Origin of the sequence: Gordonia paraffinivorans, from assembly GCF_900683595.1 — a bacterium.
Taxonomy (GTDB): Bacteria; Actinomycetota; Actinomycetes; order Mycobacteriales; family Mycobacteriaceae; genus Gordonia; species Gordonia paraffinivorans.
This window is the reverse complement of the sequence record NZ_CAACYD010000007.1, coordinates 1,347,142-1,366,214: the sequence shown is the minus strand read 5'-3', so window position 1 is coordinate 1,366,214 and position 19,073 is coordinate 1,347,142. Positions and strand designations below refer to the sequence as shown.

The 19,073-nt window shown below is 69.6% G+C and carries 18 protein-coding genes; 13 read left to right on the top strand and 5 right to left on the bottom strand.

What is annotated here, in order from left to right:
• Positions 1-23 precede the first annotated feature (23 nt).
• From E1P53_RS19270 to E1P53_RS19210, 13 genes are all read left to right on the top strand, one after another.
• Entirely contained in the window at positions 24-1,058 is a 1,035-nt protein-coding gene (locus E1P53_RS19270) for an LLM class flavin-dependent oxidoreductase (protein WP_131735210.1), read from the top strand.
• Positions 1,055-2,707: a long-chain fatty acid--CoA ligase gene (locus E1P53_RS19265; RefSeq protein ID WP_131735209.1), complete on the top strand. Its 1,653-nt coding sequence runs from the start codon at positions 1,055-1,057 to the stop codon at positions 2,705-2,707. The genes E1P53_RS19270 and E1P53_RS19265 overlap by 4 nt, the downstream gene beginning before the upstream one ends.
• A gap of 10 nt (positions 2,708-2,717) precedes the next feature.
• Positions 2,718-3,899, top strand: a complete 1,182-nt coding sequence (locus E1P53_RS19260) for an LLM class flavin-dependent oxidoreductase (RefSeq protein ID WP_131735208.1) — start codon at positions 2,718-2,720, stop codon at positions 3,897-3,899.
• Positions 3,880-4,680 carry an alpha/beta fold hydrolase gene (locus E1P53_RS19255; RefSeq protein WP_131735207.1) on the top strand — a complete coding sequence of 267 codons (801 nt, stop codon included), beginning with the start codon at positions 3,880-3,882 and terminating at the stop codon, positions 4,678-4,680. Before E1P53_RS19260 ends, E1P53_RS19255 begins: the two co-directional genes overlap by 20 nt.
• Entirely contained in the window at positions 4,677-5,408 is a 732-nt protein-coding gene (locus E1P53_RS19250) for an SDR family oxidoreductase (protein WP_131735206.1), read from the top strand. Before E1P53_RS19255 ends, E1P53_RS19250 begins: the two co-directional genes overlap by 4 nt.
• 147 nt (positions 5,409-5,555) lie before the next feature.
• Positions 5,556-5,978: a nuclear transport factor 2 family protein gene (locus E1P53_RS19245; RefSeq protein WP_109238775.1), complete on the top strand. Its 423-nt coding sequence runs from the start codon at positions 5,556-5,558 to the stop codon at positions 5,976-5,978.
• A gap of 129 nt (positions 5,979-6,107) precedes the next feature.
• Positions 6,108-7,199, top strand: coding sequence for an LLM class flavin-dependent oxidoreductase (locus tag E1P53_RS19240; protein ID WP_131735205.1), 1,092 nt, complete (start codon positions 6,108-6,110; stop codon positions 7,197-7,199).
• Between the two features lie 114 nt (positions 7,200-7,313).
• Entirely contained in the window at positions 7,314-7,814 is a 501-nt protein-coding gene (locus E1P53_RS19235; RefSeq protein WP_006900073.1) for a flavin reductase family protein, read from the top strand.
• Positions 7,811-9,115: a bifunctional 3,4-dihydroxy-2-butanone-4-phosphate synthase/GTP cyclohydrolase II gene (locus tag E1P53_RS19230; RefSeq protein WP_131735204.1), complete on the top strand. Its 1,305-nt coding sequence runs from the start codon at positions 7,811-7,813 to the stop codon at positions 9,113-9,115. Before E1P53_RS19235 ends, E1P53_RS19230 begins: the two co-directional genes overlap by 4 nt.
• Positions 9,116-9,215: 100 nt before the next feature.
• On the top strand, positions 9,216-11,108 hold the full coding sequence (locus E1P53_RS19225; protein ID WP_244941228.1) for a GAF domain-containing protein: 1,893 nt from the start codon (positions 9,216-9,218) through the stop codon (positions 11,106-11,108).
• A gap of 97 nt (positions 11,109-11,205) precedes the next feature.
• Positions 11,206-12,270, top strand: coding sequence for a phosphotransferase family protein (locus E1P53_RS19220; protein WP_131735203.1), 1,065 nt, complete (start codon positions 11,206-11,208; stop codon positions 12,268-12,270).
• An 89-nt stretch (positions 12,271-12,359) separates the two neighbouring features.
• Positions 12,360-13,646 (top strand): acyl-CoA dehydrogenase family protein, encoded by a 1,287-nt coding sequence (locus E1P53_RS19215; protein WP_131735202.1) that lies wholly within the window; start codon positions 12,360-12,362, stop codon positions 13,644-13,646.
• Positions 13,647-13,695: 49 nt separating this feature from the next.
• Positions 13,696-14,448, top strand: coding sequence for an SDR family NAD(P)-dependent oxidoreductase (locus E1P53_RS19210; protein WP_131735201.1), 753 nt, complete (start codon positions 13,696-13,698; stop codon positions 14,446-14,448).
• 10 nt (positions 14,449-14,458) lie between these two features.
• Here the strand turns inward: E1P53_RS19210 and E1P53_RS19205 are convergent, their stop codons facing one another.
• The 5 genes from E1P53_RS19205 to E1P53_RS19185 form a co-directional block, all read right to left on the bottom strand.
• Positions 14,459-15,181, bottom strand: a complete 723-nt coding sequence (locus E1P53_RS19205; protein WP_131735200.1) for an HAD family hydrolase — start codon at positions 15,179-15,181, stop codon at positions 14,459-14,461.
• Positions 15,178-16,551, bottom strand: a complete 1,374-nt coding sequence (gene glmM / locus E1P53_RS19200) for a phosphoglucosamine mutase (RefSeq protein WP_131735199.1) — start codon at positions 16,549-16,551, stop codon at positions 15,178-15,180. The genes E1P53_RS19205 and glmM overlap by 4 nt, the downstream gene beginning before the upstream one ends.
• Positions 16,552-16,553: 2 nt before the next feature.
• Positions 16,554-17,075 (bottom strand): 30S ribosomal protein S9, encoded by a 522-nt coding sequence (gene rpsI, locus E1P53_RS19195; RefSeq protein ID WP_006900081.1) that lies wholly within the window; start codon positions 17,073-17,075, stop codon positions 16,554-16,556.
• Complete coding sequence (rplM, locus tag E1P53_RS19190; protein ID WP_006900082.1) at positions 17,072-17,515, bottom strand: 50S ribosomal protein L13; 444 nt, start codon at positions 17,513-17,515, stop codon at positions 17,072-17,074. The genes rpsI and rplM overlap by 4 nt, the downstream gene beginning before the upstream one ends.
• Before the next feature lie 212 nt (positions 17,516-17,727).
• Positions 17,728-19,071, bottom strand: coding sequence for a type VII secretion-associated protein (locus E1P53_RS19185; RefSeq protein WP_131735198.1), 1,344 nt, complete (start codon positions 19,069-19,071; stop codon positions 17,728-17,730).
• Positions 19,072-19,073 lie beyond the last annotated feature (2 nt).

Below are 19,073 nucleotides of genomic sequence, written 5' to 3'. Positions count from 1 at the left end.
ACTGTTCGGCGAGAGGATCTGCAATGAACGCGTCCACTGTGAGCTTCGGTCTCTGGTACGACTTCCGCAACCCGGACTCCGGCGATCGCGGATTCGGGGACTTCTATCGCGCCACCCTCGATCAGATCGCATGGGCGGAGTCCATCGGGATCGACTCGGTCTGGCTGACCGAGCATCACTTCATGGACGACGGCTACACCCCGTCCCCGTTCCTCCTCGCCTCGGCGATCGGCGATCGCACCACCACCATGCACATCGGCACCAATCTCGTCGTGTCGCCGCTGCACAACCCCATCCGCCTCGCCGAGGACTCGGCGACCCTCTCCCTGCTGACCGGTGGGCGCTTCTCGCTCGGCGTCGGCCAGGGGTACTGGGAGCCGGAGTTCAACGCGTTCGACCGCCGGCTGGTGAACCGTCCCAGCCTCCTCGAGGAGGGCGTGGAGATCGTGCGGCGCTGCTGGTCCGGATCTGCCGAGCCCTTCGACGGCAAGCGGCTGCGCAAGCCCGCCCTTCCGGTCACCCCGACCCCGGAAGTGGCCCCCGACATCCTCGTCGGCGCGATGGCCGACCCCGCCATCGAGCGGGCCGCGCGCATCGGCGACGGCTTCCTGTCCACCCAGAACGCCCACCACGCCTCCTACCTCGACGCACTCGAGCGGGTCGGCAAGTCGCGCGCGGAGGGCCGGATCTTCGCCGGGCAGTGGACCATCATCGCCGAGGACCCCGAACGCGAGTGGGCCCAGATCGGCTCGCACGCGCTCTACCAGATCAACAAGTACATCGAGATGGGCGCCTTCGGCGACGTCCCGCAGTTCACCGAGCCCGGACAGCTCATCGACGCCGGGTCGTTCACCCTGTGGGACCCCGAGACCGCCGTCGACGAGCTGACGGCGATGCTGCGCGCCACCCCGCAGATACAGGACGTGCACTTCTGGGCACAGCTGCCCGGCGAGTCGGTCGAGAGCGGAAGCGCCCGAATCGAATTGCTGGCCACCAAGGTCGCGCCGCAGGTGCGCGCCCGTCTGGCCGCCGAGGAATCCGTGGAGGTCCCTGCATGAACGACACCCCGACGCCTGCCGATCATCCGCTGCTCATCACCGACTTCCTGTACCGGGCGCGGGACATGTTCGGCGACAAGGAGATCGTCGACCACATCGACGGCGAGGAGGTGTTCCGCTACACCTACCGCGACTACGCCGAGCGCGTCCTGCGGCTGGCGTCGGCACTGGTCGAGGCCGGCGTGCGCCCGGGTGACCGGGTGGGCACGCTGGCCTGGAACCACCGGCGCCACCTCGAGTTGTATCTCGCCGTGCCCCTGGCGGGCGCCGTGCTCCACACGATCAACATCCGGCTCTCCCCCGACGAGATCGCCTACATCGTCGACCACGCCGACGACGCGATGATCTTCGCCGACCCTTCCCTCGCCGACCTGCTGTCGGTGGCGCGCGAACGGCGCCCGGACATGCCGGTGGTGCTCATCGATCCCGAGGGCGAGAGCCTCGACGCCGAGCGCACCCTCGACTCGATGGTCGCCTCGGCGGCGCCCCTCGCCTCACCGGTCCCGCGGCGCGACGACGACCTCGCCGTCCTGTGCTACACCTCGGGCACCACCGGGTCCCCGAAGGGCGTTGGGTATCTCCACAAATCGCTGTACCTGCACACGATGGCGGCGTGCCTGGCCGACGGCCACGCGATCTCCGAGCGCGACCGCGCCCTGCTGGTGGTCCCCATGTTCCACGCCAACGCGTGGGGCGTCCCCTTCGCGGCCCTGATGACCGGCGCGTCGCAGATCCTGCCGGGTCCCCATCCCACCCCCGCGCACATCGCGGCCCTCATCGAGAAGGAACGCGTCACCTACACCGGCATGGTGCCGACCGTGGCCGTCGACCTCCTCGCCCACGTCCGCGGCGCCGGCACCGACCTGAGCAGCCTGCGCGCGCTCGTCCTCGGCGGTTCCACTCCGGCCATCTCCCTGATCCGCGACCTCGAGGAACTCGGCGTGCCGGTCTTCCAGGGCTGGGGCATGACCGAGATCTCCCCGATGGCCACGTTCTCGAGGCCGCCGGCGGCGACCGACGACGACCCGCAGCGTCGCTGGGAGCTCATCCGCAAGCAGGGACGGCTGCTGCCGGGCCTGCAGTGGAAGCTGGTGGACGACGACGGCAACGTCATGCCGCACGACGGGATCAGCCGGGGCGAGGTCCTCATCCGCGGCCCCTGGGTGGCGACGAGCTACTACAACGCCGACCACCCGGACAAGTTCGCCGACGGCTGGCTGCGCACCGGCGACATCGGCGTCATCGACGAGCACGGCTACCTCACGATCGTCGACCGCACCAAGGACCTCATCAAGTCCGGCGGCGAGTGGATCAGCTCCGTCGCGCTCGAGGAGGCCCTGCTCGAGGACCCCGCGGTGCACGAGGCCGCCGTGGTCTCCGTGCCGCATCCGCGTTGGCAGGAGCGCCCGGTTGCGTACGTGGTCGGCGACGCCGACATCGACGTCGAGGCGGTCGGGGCGCGCCTCGCCGAGCGCGTTCCGCGCTGGTGGCTGCCGGAGAAGATCGTCGTCGTGGACGAGCTGCCGCGCACCAGCGTCGGAAAACTCGACAAACGACGGCTGCGCGAACAGGCCGCCGGGACCGCGGATTTGTGGGAAGCCACAACGCCGAAGAATTCTCCCGTTCCCGTTCCGCACCGCGATTCATAACGTCAGCAGTGTGAAATTCAGCCTGTTCTACGTGTTGGAGAGTCCGGACCGGGACTTCCGGCGGGCCTACGAGGAGATGCTCTCGCAGGTCGAGATCGCCGAGCGTCTCGGTTTCGACGGGGTGTGGCTCGCCGAACACCATGGCAGCGCGTACGGATCGATGCCGTCGCCGCAGGTCGCGGCGGCGGCCATCGCATCCCGGACCTCGCGGATCCGCATCGGCATCGCGGTCAGCAACCTGACGCTGGCCTGGCCGGTGCGGATCGCCGAGGACTACGCGATGGTCGACGTCATCTCGGGCGGACGCCTCGACTTCGGTGTGGGACGCGGGTACCAACCGCACGAGTTCCGGGCGATGGGCGTCGCCGACAAGCAGGACGTCAGTCGCGAGGTCTTCAACGAGGCGTTCCAGATCGTCACCGGACTCTGGACGAAGGCGGTCGGCGAGCCGTACACCTTCCACGGCAAGCACTTCCACATCGACGGCGTCGACTGCCGGCCCACCCCGGTCCAGAAGCCCACACCGCCGATCTACGTGGCCTCCATCAGCCCCGAGACCTTCGACCTGGTCGCCGACCACGGGCACGACATGCTCGTGACCCCGACCCTGATGACACTGCCCGAGTTGAACGGGTTCGTCGTCAACGCCAAGCGCACCCTGATGCACCGCGGACGCGACCCACTGTCCCTGGACTTCCCGATGAACTGGCAGATCCACCTGGCCGACGACGACGCGCAGGCCGTCGCCGAGGCCCGTCCGTGCCTCGAGTGGTACTTCGAGAACGTCATGTCGGCGGTGCCCCAGGGCGAGTCGACGCCGGCCGGCTACGAGCGCTACGCCGCGCTGGCCGAGGCCGCCGCCGAGGGTGCCATGTCGCTGACCGGCCTGCGCGAGGGCGGCGTCTGCTACGTCGGCGATCCCGACGGCCTCATCCGCGAGATCGAGATCCTCAGGGAGGAAACAGGGCTCGACCATCTCATCTGCTGGATGAGGTTCGGCGGGATGGCGCACGAGCACGTCGTCAAGTCGATGGAACTGCTGGCCGAGCACGTGATGCCGCACTTCGCCGACGCACCTCCCCTGATCCCGCGAGCGCTGCGCGAAGAAGAGCCGGCGATCGCCAACGACAGATTTCTGGAAATCGAATTCCCCCACGAAGAAGGAGAAACCCATGAGCTATCTCGCGGTTGAGAACGATCGCCGGATCTACTTCGAGCACCACCGCGGCGAGGGCCGCCCGATCGTGCTGATCCACGGCTGGGGCGCCAACACCCGCTGCTGGGACAACACCGCACCCGCGCTGAAGGCAGAAGGCCACGAGGTGGTGCTCGTCGACCTGCGCGCATGCGGCCGCTCGGACAAGGATTTCGAGGACGTCTCCATCGCCACGCTGGCCGATGACGTCGTCAAGCTCGTCGACCACCTGGGCCTGTCGTCGCCGGTCATCAACGGGTGGTCCCTCGGCGGCGCCGTGGCGACCGCGGCCGCGGCGGCGCTCGGTTCGCGGGCCGGCGGCCTGGTGCTGACCGGCGGCGCGTCGCCCCGGTACACCGCCACCGACGACTGGCCCTACGGCGGGACCACCGAAGACGTGGAGGGCGTGCTCGCCGGGGCCGCGGCGAATCGCGCCGACACCTTCCGCGGCGTCGCCGGCGCGGTCTGCGCGACCCCGCCGAGCGACGATGTCCTGAACTGGATCTGGGGCATGTTCATGGAGATGGGCCCGGTCGGTGACGAGTCGCTGCGCGACCTCGCCCGCACCGACCTGCGCAAGGAGATCGGCAACCTCGAGGTCCCGATCCTGCTGCTGCACGGCCGCGACGACGCCTTCGTGCCGTTCGCCGGCGCCGAGGCCGCCCTCGGGCTCAACTCCCGCGCCCGGCTTGTGCCTTTCGACAACTGCGGCCACGCGCCGTTCCTCGAGGACCGCGATCGCTACCTCGCCGAGTTGACGGGGTTCCTGAAGTCATGAGCACCCGGCCGCGAGTGTGGATCGTCACCGGCGGGTCCCGGGGGATCGGGCGGGCGGTGGTCGAAAATCTCACCGCCCGTGGGGATTCCGTGGTCTCCCTGGCCCGCGGGGTGGCGACCACCCCGTTCACGCACCCCGCACAGGTGCTCGAGCTCAAGACCGACATCACCGACTCGTCCTCGGTCGCACGGGCACTGGCCACGGTCACCGAGGAACACGGCGGGGTCGACGGCCTCATCAACGTGGCCGGCGTACACCGTGGTGGACGGGTCGAGGACCTGAGCCGGCAGGACTGGGACCTGGTCCTGAACACCAATCTCACCGGCGCCTTCGAGATGTGCAAGGCCACCGTCCCGATCCTCCGGCCGGGTTCGGCGATCGTGAACGTCGGAGCGGTGGTCGGTTTCCGCGGATTCCCCGGGGATGTCGCGTACGGGTCGGCGAAGGCCGGCCTCAGCGGCCTCACCCAGGTCCTGGCGGCCGAGCTGGCGCCGCGCAACATCCGCGTCAACCTGGTGATCCCGGGATTTGTGGACACCGACATGACGTCCGGTCTCAGCGACCGGGCACGCGCACGGGTGGTCTCGTCGATCCCGGCCGGGCGAACCGGCCAACCGGAAGAGATCGCGCAGGTCGTGGTGGACGTGGCCCTGGCCACCTACATGTACGGCGCCATCGTGCCCGTCGACGGCGGCCTGATGAACACCTTCAGCGGCGGCGGTCGGTGACCGTGCGCCACGGGTGAGCACCCGGTGTTGTGACAACCCACAAGAGCGCGCGAACAACTTGGTGACTCACGCCACACTGGCTCATAGATTCGTTGTTGCACACAGTTTCTCACCCGAAACCCCGACCAACCGTCAAGGAGGAAATCGGTGTCATCCAGCACAGCCGAGGTCAGCATCGAGCAGGAGAACAAGGCTCTCGTCTCGGAGTTCATGGAGGTGTTCTCCCGCGGCGACGTGGAGGCCATCCTGTCGTTCCTGGCGCCGACGGCCACCTGGTGGGTGGGCGGAACCATCGAGGGCATCTCCGGCACCAAGAACAAGGAGGAGTTCGGCGCGATGCTGTCCGGGCTCTCGGCCACCACCAAGACCGGTGCCATCGCCCTCAAGCCGCTCGCATTCACCGCCGAGGGCGAGCGGGTCGCGGTCGAGACCGAGTCCTACTCGGAGATGAGCAACGGCAAGGTCTACAACAACCTCTACCACTTCGTCTTCATCGTCCGCGACGGCAAGATCCACGAGGTCAAGGAGTACCTCGACACCGAACACACCCGCGCGGTCTTCCTCGGCTGACGCGGAGAACCCCGGCCGCCGGCGGCCCCGTCCCCCGATCTCCCCGCCGGCGGCCACTCCCCCTCATCGAGAACCTCCCCACCAGGACCTCGATGCCCCCGAACCCCAGAAGTAAAAGGAGTCAATGACATGGACGTCGGCGTACTGCTCGTCTTCCAGAACTACCACGAGAACGTGAGCGACGAAGAGGTCTTCCGCCACGACCTCGAGCTCGGCGTGCTCGCCGAGAAGGCCGGGTTCGACTCGGTCTGGTCGGCCGAACACCACTTCGACGACTACTCGATGTGCCCGGACAACTTCGCCATCATGTCCTACCTCGCCGGTAAGACCTCGAAGATCAAGCTGGGCATCGGCGCGACGATCCTGCCGTGGAACGACCCGCTGCGCGTCGTCGAGAAGGCGATCATGCTCGACCAGATGTCCGGCAACCGTGTGCTTCTCGGCATGGGTCGCGGCCTGGCGAAGATGGAGTACGAGGCCTTCGGCATCCCGATGGAGGAGGCCCGCCCGCGCTTCAACGAGGCCGCCGAGATGGTCCTGCGCGGCCTGCGGACCGGCGTCGTGTCCGGCGACGGACCGATGTACCCCCAGCCGGAGATCGCGCTGCGCCCGGCACCGAACCCCGACGTCTCCTGGGACGGAAGGCTTTTCGCGGCCGCCATGTCCCCGGACTCGGTGCCGATCGTCGCCGAGCTCGGCGTCCAGATGATGACCTTCATGCAGTTCCCGTTCGAGCAGCACGCCGAGGCCATCAACGGCTGGAAGCAGCTGTTCCGCGAGGCCAACGGCACCGAGCCCGGCCCGCCGGTCATCCAGGACTTCGTCATCTGCCACGAGGACGAGGAGGAGGCCCGGCGCCTGGCCTACGAGCACATCAACCGGTACTTCCTGTCGGTCATCAAGCACTACGACTTCGCCGGCAAGCACTGGCGTGAGACGCCCGGCTACGAGACCTACCAGGCCGGTGCCGACATGATCCGCGAGGCCGGCATGGAGGCCGCCGCCGACGCCTACGTCGAGGCGAACATCTACGGCACGCCCGAGCAGTGCATCGAGAAGTACGCCTACCGGCACGAGCTCATCGGCGACTTCCTGCCGAACGCGGCATTCTCCTTCGGCGGCATCCCCTTCGAGACCGCCGAGAAGAGCCTCAAGCTCTTCGGCGAGAAGGTCGTGCCCGAGGTCCACAAGATGAAGGCCAAGGCCCCGGTAGCGGTCTGATCCTCATCCCGTGAAACCCGCTGCGGCGCCGGCGAACCCCCGGCGCCGCAGCGCTCCACAACCCCCAGGCCGGCGTCTCGCGCGGCGGCCGCACCGATCCCCTCAGGAGGAGCCGTGAGCGAATCCGTCATCGACCAGGTCGCCGTCGAGTTCCGCGAGGTCATGGCCCGGGTCTGCACCCCGGTCGCCGTCATCACCGCCTTCGACGACGCCCGTCCCCACGGGACCACGGTCAGCGCCTTCACGTCGTTGTCGATGGGCCCGCCGATGATCCTGGTCTCGCTCGACCGCGGCTCCGACCTCCTCGCGATCGTCCGTCGCACCGGCGAGTTCGGCGTCAACGTCCTCGCCCACGACCAGGCCGACGTCGCGATGCGGTTCGCCCGCAAGGGCGCCGACAAGTTCGACGGCATCGGGTGGACAGAATCCGCGCGGGTTCCGCGCATCTCCGGCTCCGCCGGCTGGCTGGCGTGCACCACCGAAACGCTGGTCGACGGCGGCGACCACGTCGTCGTCCTCGGCAACATCGTCGAAACCGGGCTGACCCCCGCCGCCCCCCTGACCTATCACGACCGGGTGTTCGGCACCCACCGAGCATTCGAGGCCGCCTCATGAACGCCACCGACGTCACCCCCATCGCCACCGAGGCCGCAACACAGGCCGTCGCCCACGCGGTCGCCGCGATCGCCGCCGGCGGGTTCGTCGTCGTGGTCGACGACGCCGACCGGGAGAACGAGGGCGACCTCATCTGCTCGGCGTCGACGATCACCGACGACCAGATGGCGTTCTTGATCCGCCACACCACCGGCATCATCTGCGCCCCGATGACCGCCGAGCGCGCGCGTCGGCTCGAACTCCCCCAGATGGTCACCGACAACCGCGACGCCCACGGCACCGCGTTCACCGTCACCGTCGACCACTACGAGGCGGGCACCGGCGTGTCCGCGCACGACCGCGCCCTCACCGTCCGGGCGTTGGCCTCCGACGACACCCGCGCATCCGACCTCCGTCGCCCCGGGCACGTCTTCCCCCTCCAGGCCCGCGACGGCGGCGTCCTCACCCGGGCCGGCCACACCGAGGCCGCCGTCGACCTGGTCACCATGGCCGGCGCCGGCGAGGTCGGGGTGATCGGCGAGATCATCGCCGACGACGGCACGATGCGGCGCGGGGACGACCTCCTCGACTTCGCGCGTCGCCACGGCATCCCGGTGCTGCGCATCGCCGACCTCGTCGCGCACCGCAGCGCGTCGGGATCGTTCGTCCACCAGATCGCCTCCGCCGCGATGCCGACGCTGTTCGGGGACTTCCGCGCCGTCGCCTATCGCTCCGACATCGACGACACCGAACACCTCGCGCTGGTCATGGGCGACGTCGCCACCGCCGGGGCCACCGAGCAGGGGGTCCTCGTCCGCGTCCACAGCGAATGTCTCACCGGTGACATCGTCGGCTCGCTGCGCTGCGACTGCGGCGCGCAGCTCGAACAGGCCCTGGCCGCCATCGCCGAGGAGGGCTGCGGCGCCGTCGTCTACCTGCGCGGCCACGAGGGACGCGGGATCGGGCTCGGCCACAAGATCCGCGCCTACGCGCTGCAGGAGCAGGGCCTCGACACCGTCGACGCCAACACCGCACTCGGCCTGCCCGTCGACTCCCGGACCTACGGCACCGGCGCGGCGATCCTCGCCGACCTGGGGATACGTCGGGCCCGCCTCATCACCAACAACCCCGCCAAGTACGGCGGACTCGGCGGATACGACCTCGAGATCGTCGGCCGGGTCGGCCTGCCGACCGTGCCGACCCCCCACAACGTCCGCTACCTGCGCACGAAGAAGGAGCGGATGGGGCACGCGCTCGCCGCCGACGGCCTGGGTTCGGCCCCCGCGGGCGGCGACGCCCTCACCGGGACGACCGGGGCCTAGGGGGCGACGATGGTCGATGAGCCACACCACTTCGCTTTGCTAATGTGGCGTACGCCATCCTGAATTGTCCAGAGGAATTGGTGACGAGGAGGCCGAACGGATGACGTCCGTCGTGGACCCGGCGGTCGCGCAGGTATCTCGGGCCGCCGCCGAGACCGACCCGGTGGCAGATGCCGTCGGGTCATCTCCGCGTGCGCGCGGCACCGGCCGCGAGCGTGACGTCATCGCGGCGTTCTCCGAGATCACCACCGAGGCGATCACCGACACCAGGCTCGAGGACCTGCTGAGCCTCGTCGGCCAGAAGCTCTGCGGCCTGCTCGGTGTCACCCGGTGTTCGGTATACCTGCGGCACGCGAACGGCGCCTACCGGGGCGCGGCGGGGTTCTGCCAGGAGGCCGGCGACATCACCGAGGCCGTCAAACGGCAGGTGTCCGGCGTCGACGGCGACCTGTTCAGCCAGGAGGTCATCAGCACCAAGGCGCCGGTCGTGATCGCCGATGCGCTCAACGACCCGCGCCCCCACCGGCGCACGATGACCCACTGGGACGTCCGTGCGATGCTCGGCGTCCCGCTCATCTTCGACGACAACGTCATCGGCCTGATCTTCGTGGACAGCCGCGGGCGCGAGCACCACTTCACCCCCGACGACATCGAGGTGGCCGAACTCTTCGCCCGGCTGTCCGCGCTGTTCATCAGCCAGGCGATGCTCAACACCCGGCTCCGCGGGCAGGCGGCCGAGATCGCCCGGAACAACTCGACCCTCGCCTACCTCGCCGACGTCCACCAGCGGCTCACCAACGCGGTCCTCGAGGGCGCCAACATCCACCGGGTCGTCGAGCTGCTCTCCGAGTTGTCGGCCAAGCCCGTTGTGCTCTACAACAACTCGTTCGACGTCCTCGCCTGGGCCGCGCCGGAGGCGCTGAAACTGACTGCTCCGCCGGTCATGAGCGAGAAGGTCCGCAACACCGCCTCGGTGCGCGACGCGCTGTCGGAGCTGTCGGCGTCCACCCCCTCGGCGATCGTGCCGGCACAGCTGGCCGTCGGGCTCGGACGCCGACACCTCATGTGCCGCATGGTGATCGAGGGCAAACCTGCCGGCTTCCTCGGTATCGTCGAGGTCGGCCGGAGCCTCGAGCCGCTCGACGCGAACATCGCCGAGCGCGGCGCGACCGTCCTCGCCCTGCAGATGCTCTCCGAACGCAGGCAGATCGAGACCGAGGGCCAGGCCCGCGACGACTACCTGTCGGATCTGCTGCGCAACAGCCGCGACAAGGAGCACCTGGTGCGCCGCGGCCCGCAGTTCGGCATCGACCTCACCAATCCCCATGTGCTGGTGCGCCTCACCGTCGACGACACCGCCGGCCGGCTCACCGCCTCGGCGATCCAGAACATGGTCACCCGGACCTTCGCGCAGGTCATGTCGACCTCTCCGCCGCCCGCGGTCCGCTTGCCGGGCGCGGTGATCGTGATGGTCCGTCTCGGGGCCGACGACCCCGACGAGGTGACACGCGTGCGCGACCACGTGACCACGATCCGCGATCGCCTCGCCGGTGAGCTCTCGCTCGGCGCGACCCTGATCTCCGGGATCTGCCGGAGTCCGGTCGACTATCCCCACGCCCACCGCGACCTGCGCGAGATGGGCAATGTGGCGAAGTCCTTCGGCTGGGACGAGCAGGTCATGACACTCGACGAACTCGGCCTGTTCCGGGTGGTGGTGTCGAGCGGGCACGTGAAGGAGGCCCTGCACTTCGCGCATTCCTTCGTCGCCCCGGTCCGCGAACACGACGACGGCACCCTGCTCGCCACCTGGCGCGCCTTTGTGGGAAACGACGGCAAGGTCCAGGCCACCGCATCCGCGCTGGCGGTGCACGAGAACACGATCCGCTATCGCCTGGGCCGCATCAAGGAGATCGCCCGCCGCGATCCCACCTCCCTGGACAGTCTGCTGTCGGCGAAGATGGCCTTCCAGGTGCTCGACCTCGCCGGTCAGTGACCGGGGCCGCCGAGACTTTCCGACCCCTTGTGGTTTCCTCCAAAAGCCGAGTACACAGGCGGTTCTCGCGGGGCCCCGAGCGCCATAGGTTCGACTCATGACAGGCAGCACCATTCCCGACGCGCCCGCCGCGACGGCCCCGGTCGACGTCGAGGCCCTCTCGGACTGGATGGACGCACAGGGACTCCCCGGCGGAACGGTCACGCTCAGTCCGCTGTCCGGCGGGACGCAGAACATCATGCTGATCGTCGATCGCGGCGGGCGCCGCTATGTGTTGCGGCGCGGCCCGCGCCATCTCCGTCCCGGCTCCAATACCGCGATGGCCCGGGAGATGCGTCTGCTCTCCGCACTCGGCGGCACCGACGTCGCGCATCCCCGATTCGTGGCCGGCACCACCGACACCGACGTCCTGGGCGCGACCTTCTACCTGATGGAGCCCGTGGACGGGTTCAACGCGGCCGACGGTCTCCCCGCCGGCTACGCAGCGACCGCCGCGGGACGTGCGGCGATGGGCTTCGCCCTGATCGACGCGCTGGCGGGCCTCGGCGCCGTGGATCACCGCGCGATCGGGCTCGAGGACTTCGGCAAGCCCGAGGGCTTCCTGGAGCGTCAGGTCCCGCGGTGGCTGGCCGAGTACGAGCGCTACGCGGCGAACCCGACATACCCGGGCGGCACCTTCGCCGACCTCGACCACGTCGCGGGCTGGCTCGACGAGCACCGTCCTGCCGATTTCCGACCCGGACTGCTGCACGGCGACTACCACGTGGCGAACGTCCTCTACGACCATCACACGCCGAAGGTGGCGGCGATCGTCGACTGGGAGATGGCCACGATCGGCGACCCGTTGCTGGATCTCGGCGTGCTGCTGGCGATCTGGCCCGACGATCCGCGCCGGCCGGATCTCTACGAGAGCGCGCTCGGACGGGCGGGCGACCTGCCGGGACGGGACGCGATCGTCGAGCGATACGCCGAGAGGTCCGACCGCGACCTGAGCGCCCTGGACTGGTACACGGTGATGGCGGCATTCAAGCTCGGCATCATCCTCGAGGGCACCTACGCCCGCGCCTGCGACGGCAAGGCGCCCCGCGAGGTCGGCGATCGCCTGCACCGCTACGCCGTCGGCCTGTTCGACCGCGCCCGGCAGATCATCGCCGGCGCCTGAAACCGCGGCGGTCCCGGAACCGCTCCACGCGCACATCCCTCTCCCCCGAATCTCTCCCGACCCCATCACTAGAAACGGAGCACCATCACATGGCCTGGGATTTCTCCACCGAACCCGAGTTCCAGAAGAAGCTCGACTGGATGAAGGATTTCGTCCGCACCGAGATCTTCCCGCTTGAGACGCTCGATCTCGACTGGGATCAGCTGCGCACGGCGATCGCCCCGCTGCAGGAGGAGGTCAAGGCGAACGACCTCTGGGCAGCGCACCTCGATCCCGAACTCGGCGGCCAGGGATACGGTCAGGTGAAACTCGGCCTCATGCAGGAGATCCTGGGTGCAAGCCCCTACGGTCCCCTCGTCTTCGGTTGTCAGGCACCGGATTCCGGCAACGCGGAGATCCTTGCCGCATACGGCACCGACGAGCAGAAGCGACGGTGGCTCGACCCGCTGCTCGCCGGCGAGTACTACTCGTCGTTCGCGCTGACCGAACCCGACAACGCCGGCGCGGATCCCACCAACCTCACCACCACCGCCGTCCGCGACGGAGACCAGTGGGTCATCAACGGCCACAAGTGGTTCATCAGCAACGCCGCCACGGCCGACTTCATGATCGTCGTCGCCGTCACCGATCCCGACGCCGAGCGGCATCGTCGGACCACCCAGTTCATCATCCCGATCGACGCGCCCGGCCTCGAGGTGGTGCGCGACATCGGTTCGATCGAGAACCCGCGCCCGCGCCCGTACACCTACGGCTCGCACTGCGAGGTGCTGCTCCGCGATGTCCGCGTCGACGACTCCGCGGTGCTGGGAGGCCGAGGGGACGGCTTCCTCGTCGCCCAGAAGCGCCTGGGACCCGGCCGGATTCACCACTGCATGCGCTGGATCGGCCAGGCGAGCCGCGCCTTCGACATGATGTGCGAACGCGCCACCTACCGCTACGCCCACGGGTCGGTGCTGGCCGACAAGCAGACCATCCGCAACTTCATCGCCGATTCGGCCGCCGAGATCCAGGCGCTGCGCCTGATGACGCTGCATGCGGCATGGCGGATCGACGAGGAGGGCACCGCAGCGGCACGCAAGGACATCGCCCTCATCAAGTTCTTCGGGGCCAAGATCCTGCACGACGTGATCGACCGCGCGGTGCAGGTCCACGGCTCGCTGGGCTACAGCGCCGACCTGCCGCTGGAGTCCATGTACCGCGCCGCACGCGCCGCACGCCTCTACGACGGCCCCGACGAGGTCCATCGCGACAGCGTCGCCCGCCAGTACCTGAAGGCCTACGACCGTCCCGCCGACGACCGTCCGAGCGAGCACATCCCCACCCGCCGCGAGGCCGCCCGGCGCCGGTTCGCCGACCTGCTGGCCGAGCAGCCCTGATCTCCCTCCCCCAGGGAGAACCCCACCCCCTCACAGGAAGCGAGTGAACATGTCTCTCAAGGGAAAGACCGCGATCGTCACCGGTGCCGCGCAGGGCATCGGCCAGGCCACCGCCCTGCGCCTCGCCGAGGACGGCGCGCACGTCGTGGCCGCCGACATCCAGGACTGCGATGTCACGCTCAAGCAGATCTCCGAGGCCGGCGGCTCGGCCGAGTACGTCCGCCTCGACGTCCGGGTCGCCGACGACTGGGCGGCCGCCGTGGACAAGGTCACCGCGTCGCGCGGCGCGATCGACTGTCTGGCCAACGTCGCCGGCGTGGTCAACATGATCAGCGAGGACACCGTCGTCGGCCTCACCGAAGAGGCCTGGGACAACGTGATCGGCACCGACCTCAAGGGCGTGTGGCTGGGCATGCGGGCCGTCATCCCGGGCATGATCGCCAACGGCGGCGGCCGCATCGTGAACATCTCGTCGATGGCCGCGCTGCGCGGGCTGCCCAACCTCGCCTCGTACTCCGCGGCGAAGGGCGGCGTCGTGGGCCTCACCAAGCAGGCCGCATTCGAGTACGGCGAGCACAACATCCTGATCAACGCCATCGCGCCGGGCACCATCGACACCCCGATCCTGGCCGACATCACCGAGGAGATGCGTCAGGCCAACGCCAACGCCCACATCGTGCGACGGCTGGGACGCCCCTCCGAGATCGCCTCGATGGTTGCCTACCTCATGCGCGAGGGCGACTTCCTGACCGGCGAGATCTACCCGGTCGACGGCGGCTGGGCCGCGAAGGGCAACTTCTGAGCGGACGGATTCACACGCCGAGCGCGATGCCGTGAGCGGTCACGGCATCGAGCAACGCGGTGGGACGATGGGCCGGCGGCACGTCGTGCACCTGGGCGAAGGCGCAGCCGAGCTCGCGTGCACCGCCGTCGGCCTTCTCGCTGTCACCGACCATGAGGACGTGCTCGGCGGGCACGCCGATCGGATCGAGAGCGGCCCGGAACAGCCGCGCGTCGGGTTTGATCGCCCCGACCTCGTACGACAGCGCGTATGCCTGCACGAGGTCGTCCACCCCGTGCAGGGCGAGCACCTTCCGCAGGTCGAAGGCGATGTTGCTGACGATGCCGATCGGAATCCCGGCGGCCGAGAGCCGGCGCAGCACCTCGACGGTGTCGGCGAAGGGCGTCCACGACTCCGGTTCGAGAACCCGGTCGTAGAGCGAATTGGCGTGCACGGGATCACTCAAGCCCAGCGTGCGCAGCAGCGCCAGGTAACCCTGCCGATGGAGTCGAGAGTCGAGATCCCTGCGCTCCCAGGCGATTCGTTCCTCGCCCACCACGCCGTCGGGTGTTCCGACCGGTGCCACCATGCGGCGGATGATCTCGTCCTGCCGCTCCGGCGAGAAGCCCTGCCCCGCGTCGTCGAGGAGACCGGCGAACCACTCGTCGCGCGGCTCGAACCGGAACAGGGTGCCGGAGAAGTCGAACAGGACGGCCTGTGTCGTCTCCCGGACGGATCCGCCCGCCCGGCTCATGCGCCGGCGGTCTCGACCACGCCGGCGAGGCGACGGGCGATCGCGTCGGCCTCCTCGGCGGTGGCGGCCTCGACCATCACGCGTACGAGCTGCTCGGTTCCCGAGGGACGCAACAGCACCCGGCCCGAATCGCCCAGTTCGGCCTCGGCGGCCGCCACGGCCTCCTTGACCGCCGGGGACTCGGCAACCGCGTGCTTATCGGCGACGCGCACGTTGATCAGTTCCTGCGGCAGCACCGTCACGATGCCGGCGAGATCGGCCAGTCGCGAGCGGGTGGCGGCCATCCGCGCCATCAGCAGCAGGCCGGTCAGGAGGCCGTCACCGGTGGTCCCGACACCCGGGACCACGATGTGGCCGGACTGCTCGCCGCCGAGCGAGTAGCCGCCGCGACGCAGCTCCTCGAGCACGTAGCGGTCGCCGACGGCCGTGGTGCGCACGGTGATGCCGGCCTCGCGCATGGCGATGTGCAGGCCGAGGTTGCTCATGACCGTCGCGACGAGCACGTTGTCGTGGAGCCTGCCCTTCGCGGCCAGCGCGGTCGCGAGGATCGCCATGATGGCGTCGCCGTCGACGATGGCGCCGGTGGAATCGACTGCGAGACAACGATCCGCGTCGCCGTCGTGGGCGAGACCGAGGTCGGCGCCGTGTTCGAGGACGGCCGCCTGCAGCTTGCCCATGTGGGTCGAACCGCAGTCGTCGTTGATGTTCAGGCCGTCGGGCTCGGCGTGGATCGTGATGACGTTCGCCCCGGCGTCGGCGTAGACGAGCGGGGCCAGCTCGGATGCGGCACCGTGCGCACAGTCCACGACGACGGTCAGCCCGTCGAGCCGTTCCTCGATCGCCTCGGTCAGGTGATGGCGATAGCGGTCGCCGGCATCCGGCGCGTCGATGACGCGGCCGACCGCAGCGCCGATGGGACGGATGTGATCCTCGTCCATCGCCGCCTCGATGCGGTCCTCGACCTCGTCGTCGAGCTTGTGCCCGCCGGCGGAGAAGAATTTGATGCCGTTGTCCGGCATGGGGTTGTGCGACGCCGAGATCATCACGCCGAAGTCGGCGCGGTAGTCGGCGGTCAGGAAGGCGACCGCAGGGGTCGGCACGGTCCCGACCCGGATGGCGTCGACGCCGGCGGCGGCGAGGCCCGCGCAGACGGCGGCCTCGAGCATCTCGCCGGACGCCCGCGGGTCGCGGCCGACCACCGCACGCGGGCGGCGTGTGTGGCGGGTCGGATCCGACCCGGCCTGATCCGACCCGGAGGAGATGTCGGTGAAAACGACCGCAGCGGCCGAGGCCAGGCGCAACGCGAGCTCGGGAGTGAGCTCTGCGTTGGCCAGGCCTCGGACGCCGTCGGTTCCGAAAAGGCGTGCCAAGATCAGCGCTTGGAGTACTGCGACGCCTTGCGGGCCTTCTTCAGGCCGTACTTCTTGCGCTCGACCGCACGCGGGTCACGGGTGAGGAAGCCGGCCTTCTTGAGGGCGGGGCGATCCTCCGGGGTGACCTCGATGAGCGCGCGGGCGATGGCGAGGCGCAGCGCACCGGCCTGGCCCGAGGGGCCGCCGCCGACGAGCTTGGCATAGATGTCGAACGACTCGGTGCGATCGACGGTGACCAGCGGGGCCTTGATCAGCTGCTGGTGCACCTTGTTGGGGAAGTAGTCCTCCAGGGTGCGGCCGTTCAGGGTGAACTGGCCGGTGCCCGGCAGCAGGCGCACGCGGACGACGGCCTCCTTGCGGCGGCCGACGGTCTGGATCGGGCGGTCGATGACGACCGGCTCGCGCACCTCTTCGACGACGGCAACGGCCTCGTAGTCGTCGCCGGCGACCTCGACGGCCTCAACGACCTCGACAGCCTCTTCGACGGCCTCCACGGCCTCGTTGATGTTCTCGTTGGTCACTGGGCCACCTGCTTGATCTCGAAGGGGACGGGGCGCTGGGCCGCGTGCGGATGGTTCGGGCCTGCGTAGACCTTCAGCTTCGAGGCCATCGCACGACCGAGCTTGTTCGAGGGCAGCATGCCCTTGACGGCCTTCTCGATGACGCGCTCGGGGAAGGTCTCGAGCAGCTCGGCGGTGGTGCGGGACTTGAGCCCACCGGGGTGCCCCGAGTGGGTGTAGTTCAGCTTGCGCTCGGCCTTGTTGCTGGTCAGCGCGACCTTCTCGGCATTGACGATGATGACGAAGTCACCGCCGTCGACATGCGGGGCGTAGGTCGGCTTGTGCTTGCCGCGGAGCAGGTTCGCGGCCTGCACGGCCAGCCGGCCGAGCACCACGTCGCTGGCGTCGATGACATGCCACGTACGCGTGATGTCACCGGCCTTCGGGGTGTAGGTAGGCACAGTTGGTCCTCAACTCTTGTCTTGTGGGTGCTGGTCCGGTGCTCACGGCGGAGGTTGTTCCCGGCGACCAGTGGGGACCCGGGCCTCCGGCTGCCCGGGAGAACACTGCGAACACACGTGTACTCCAGGCGCCGTGCACCAGCGATCCAGGTTACGCGACCGCGCTGGTCAGGGTCAAAACGCCCGCCCAGGCGCTCGCACGGGTACCGCGGTCAGCCCACCCGGACCGACCCGACGGCCCGTGCGCACTCGTCGTCCAGGGGTTCGGCCGCGATGCCGGGCTGGCACCCGATGGACACCTGCAGTCCGTCGTCGACGATCACATACCAGCGTATGGCGCTGCCCGAGGCGGGCGCCTCCCGGTAGCTGATGACCTCGCGCCCGCCGTAGCTGGTCGACGCGGAGAACTCGGTGACGACGTCGTCGCCGCGCTGTTCGATGCGGTTGCGCAGGCTGGCGGCGACGCTCTCGGGGGTCGATCCCGCACGGAGCTCGGTGAGGACGGCGATGATGCGCCGCCCGTCGTCGGAGGACACGAACACCGTCCTGCTGGTGGTCGGGTCGTCGGTGTCGTCGGTCGGGGTGTCCTGCCCGGCCGCGCGCCAGTCCCCGGGCACGGTCAGCGTCACACGCCCCAGGGCCACCTCGGCGGCATCCGGGGCCGGTTCGTCCCGCTGCCACCAGCCCACCGCGAGCGCGACGAGGACCACCACGACCGCCACGGCCGTTGCGGCGACCAGGGTCCGGCGCCCGTGCCACGGGGTGTCCGCCGCGAGCACGTCGTCGGTCTCCGGTCCCCCGGGCCGGCCGGCGGACGGCGCATCGTCGAGATGCCCGCCCATGCGATGCCCGAGGCGCACGACGAGGTCGCGATCCACGTCGACCACGCGACCCGCGACGGCGTGCGAGGTGACCATCTCGATCGCCTCGGCGACCTCGTCCGGGTCGTCGCCGTCGACATACACCGCCTCGACGGTGTCATCGATGATCTCCAGCCCCGGCGCCGCCGGGCCGCCGGCGGTTCCCTCGATCAGGCCGCACCGTTCGACACCCCAGCCGTCGGGGAACCGGCGCAGGATGTGCACATCCCAGAACCTGGCCGGGGGTCGTGCCGGATCGGCCGGCGGATCCGGGACGTGCGTCGTCTCGACGACGGCGCAGCGTTGCACTGTGACGTCGGCATGACTGCGTGCGATGAGGACCGCGCGGGGCACCAGGGTCACCGGGGCACGGCCTCCGCCGACCTCGGCCAGCGTGGCCGCCCGGCGTCGGCCCCACGTGCTCGGATGCCCGACGATCAGCGGGCGTGCCCCGCCTCCTCCACCGGCATCCGGGACGGGCAGGCCCCACCGGGCGAACACCTGCTGCCAGGCCTGCCGGAGGTGGAGACGCCGGCCGTCGTGCAGGACGGACATCGCGTCGACGGCGTCGAGCAGGTCGCGTGTCGCGGGTTCGGGGCTCCGCGTGCCGGTGACCGGGTCGAAGATCCGGGCACGACCGAAGGCGAGGTCGACGACCGTCGGCCGGTTCCGCCCTGCCTCCCCCATGTGCCCCATCG

Excerpts from the sequence above, each read along its gene's own strand:
- E1P53_RS19255 (WP_131735207.1), top strand. The coding sequence starts at position 3,880 with ATGAGCTATCTCGCGGTTGAGAACGATCGCCGGATCTACTTCGAGCAC.
- E1P53_RS19225 (WP_244941228.1), top strand. The coding sequence starts at position 9,216 with ATGACGTCCGTCGTGGACCCGGCGGTCGCGCAGGTATCTCGGGCCGCC.
- E1P53_RS19210 (WP_131735201.1), top strand. The coding sequence starts at position 13,696 with ATGTCTCTCAAGGGAAAGACCGCGATCGTCACCGGTGCCGCGCAGGGC.
- E1P53_RS19230 (WP_131735204.1), top strand. The coding sequence starts at position 7,811 with ATGAACGCCACCGACGTCACCCCCATCGCCACCGAGGCCGCAACACAG.
- E1P53_RS19265 (WP_131735209.1), top strand. The coding sequence starts at position 1,055 with ATGAACGACACCCCGACGCCTGCCGATCATCCGCTGCTCATCACCGAC.
- E1P53_RS19250 (WP_131735206.1), top strand. The coding sequence starts at position 4,677 with ATGAGCACCCGGCCGCGAGTGTGGATCGTCACCGGCGGGTCCCGGGGG.
- E1P53_RS19270 (WP_131735210.1), top strand. The coding sequence starts at position 24 with ATGAACGCGTCCACTGTGAGCTTCGGTCTCTGGTACGACTTCCGCAAC.
- E1P53_RS19205 (WP_131735200.1), bottom strand. The coding sequence starts at position 15,181 with ATGAGCCGGGCGGGCGGATCCGTCCGGGAGACGACACAGGCCGTCCTG.
- E1P53_RS19220 (WP_131735203.1), top strand. The coding sequence starts at position 11,206 with ATGACAGGCAGCACCATTCCCGACGCGCCCGCCGCGACGGCCCCGGTC.
- E1P53_RS19185 (WP_131735198.1), bottom strand. The coding sequence starts at position 19,071 with ATGGGGCACATGGGGGAGGCAGGGCGGAACCGGCCGACGGTCGTCGAC.
- E1P53_RS19215 (WP_131735202.1), top strand. The coding sequence starts at position 12,360 with ATGGCCTGGGATTTCTCCACCGAACCCGAGTTCCAGAAGAAGCTCGAC.
- E1P53_RS19240 (WP_131735205.1), top strand. The coding sequence starts at position 6,108 with ATGGACGTCGGCGTACTGCTCGTCTTCCAGAACTACCACGAGAACGTG.